We start from the raw sequence: 2,241 nt of genomic DNA, 5'->3' as shown, positions 1-2,241 counted from the left end.
CGTCGAATACGTCTCCACCGGGGCAGGCATGCCCAGGTCGAGGGCTTTGTCGATCAGCTCCCACCGGTGCAGCTCGTCCCAGTCGACAAAGGTGATCGCGGTACCCGTGCGGCCCGCGCGACCGGTGCGGCCGATCCGGTGCACATAGGTCTTATCGTCCTCGGGGCACTGGTAGTTGATGACGTGCGTGACGTCATCGATGTCGATACCGCGGGCAGCGACGTCGGTGGCGACGAGGACGTCGATGGTGCCGTCCCGGAACCGGCCGAGCGCCTTCTCGCGGGCGATCTGGCCCAGATCGCCGTGCACGGCGCCGACGGAGAAACCGCGTTCGGCGAGGTCGTCGGCCACCTTCTGGGCGGTCCGCTTGGTGCGGGTGAAGACCATCGTCGCGCCGCGACCGTCGGACTGCAGGATGCGGGCCACCAGCTCGGCTTTATCCATCGCGTGCGCACGGTAGACGAACTGGGTGGTGCGTTCGTGAATGGCCGAATCATTGGCCTGCTCGGCGCGAATATGCGTTGGCTGGGTCAGGAAGGTGCGCGCCAGGGTGACGATCGGACCGGGCATGGTGGCCGAGAACAGCATGGTTTGGCGCGGAGTGGGCAACGCACTCATGATGCGCTCGATGTCGGGGAGGAAGCCCAGATCGAGCATCTCGTCGGCCTCGTCGAGTACCAGGATCGCGGTCTTGCCGAGCACCAAGTGGCCCTGCTGGGCGAGGTCAAGCAGCCGACCCGGCGTGCCGACGACCACGTCGACGCCGGACTGCAACTCGGCGATCTGTGAGTCGTAAGGGCGGCCGCCGTAGATCGCGGTCAGTTTCAACGGGCGCTGGGGGCCGGACTGCTCGGTGCCGTCCTCGCCGGTGGTGACCGGCGTGACGTTCACGCCCTTGGCCGCGATGCTCAAGTCCTCGTACACCTGGATGCACAGCTCGCGGGTCGGAACGATGACCAGGGCGCGCGGGGTGCCGTCGAGCGGGCGCAGGCCGTAGTCGGCGGCGTGTACCAGGCGGTGCAAGAGCGGAATGCCGAAGCCGTAGGTCTTGCCCATACCGGTGCGGGCCTGACCGATCAGGTCGCTGCCGCCGAGGGCTAACGGCAGGGTCAGCTCCTGGATGGCGAAGGTGTTCGATTTGCCGTCGGACGCCAGGGCGGCGACGATCGCCGGATCGACGCCGAGCTCGGCAAAGGTGGGGGACTGGTGATCCTCGTCGACGATGGTCGTCTGGATCGCTTCGTTGGGGTCCACGGTGGTGGTCATATGTTTTCAGGTACCTCTCGTGTGCGTCGTGCACGCACTCGTCAGGCCCTGCGGGGTCCGGCGGGAACTCTGTGGTTCGCCGGCGCGAGCGATCTTGGTGCGCGCTCATAATCAGACGCGCGCAGCGGTGATCAAAGCTTCGCTGGCCGGGCGTCTGGTCACAGTGTAACCCGTCGCTTTAGAGTGGCCCCATGTCGAACACTCCGGAGCCGCCAGAAACGTCCGCGACGGTCACGCTCTACGAGATCTTCCTGGCCGGTGAATATGCCGCGGTCCGGCGGTTCATCGATGACGCGGCGATGGCGCCCAGCACCGCCGATCGGGTGGCACTGATGCGGGTGATTGCCGAAGAAGTCGGGCACTTGGAGGTGCTGTCCGAGCGGGTACGGGCAGCAGGGGGCGAGCCGGTCGCCGCGATCGACCGGCACAGCGGAGTCTTCGACCGCTATCACCGCACCACGTCACCGCGGAACTGGCTGGAAGCGCTGGTGAAGCTCTATATCGGCGATGGGCTGGCGGCAGACTTCACCGCCGAGTTGCGGTCCACCCTGCCGCCGTCCGCGCGCGACGTGTTGCAGCGGGTGGCGTCGGATTCGGCCTCGATGGACTGGGCGCGGGACGAGGTGCGTGCGGCCGTGGCTGCTGATCCGGACGTTGCGGGGCCGCTGACGCTCTGGGGTCGACGGCTGCTCGGCGAGGCGATCACGCACATGCAATGGGTGCTCGCCGAAGATCCGGAGGTGACCGACCTGCTGTTCACTGGCGTCAGTGCGATCGCCAACGCGGCGGTCTTCTTCGACGCGATGGCGCAGCGACATGGCGAGCGGATGGCCGACCTCTCGCTCGCCTGACGCCCGCGACGGCCGGGGCGGGTACGCTTCCGGTCATGAGCGTTGAGGTCAAGATCGGTATCGAAAACAGTCCCCGTGAACTGTCGCTGACGTCCAAGGACGGCGCGGACAAGGTCTACAAGGC

The 2,241-nt window shown here is 66.9% G+C and carries 2 protein-coding genes; one reads left to right on the top strand and one right to left on the bottom strand.

Annotated elements, in window-relative coordinates; genetic code table 11:
* On the bottom strand, window positions 1–1,266 hold a 1,266-nt coding region (locus WAW85_RS02340; protein WP_422558050.1), incomplete at its 3' end, for a DEAD/DEAH box helicase.
* Between the two features lie 191 nt (window positions 1,267–1,457).
* Between WAW85_RS02340 and WAW85_RS02335 the strand changes: the two genes are divergently transcribed.
* The gene (locus WAW85_RS02335; protein WP_422558049.1) at window positions 1,458–2,117 is read left to right on the top strand and encodes a ferritin-like fold-containing protein; all 660 of its coding nucleotides are present in this window, start codon (window positions 1,458–1,460) and stop codon (window positions 2,115–2,117) included.
* Window positions 2,118–2,241: the final 124 nt, after the last annotated feature.

Source organism: Gordonia sp. (in: high G+C Gram-positive bacteria), from assembly GCF_049299075.1.
Classification (GTDB): Bacteria; Actinomycetota; Actinomycetes; order Mycobacteriales; family Mycobacteriaceae; genus Gordonia.
This window is presented reverse-complemented; position numbering and strand designations above follow the sequence as displayed.

Excerpts from the sequence above, each read along its gene's own strand:
- WAW85_RS02335 (WP_422558049.1), top strand. The coding sequence starts at position 1,458 with ATGTCGAACACTCCGGAGCCGCCAGAAACGTCCGCGACGGTCACGCTC.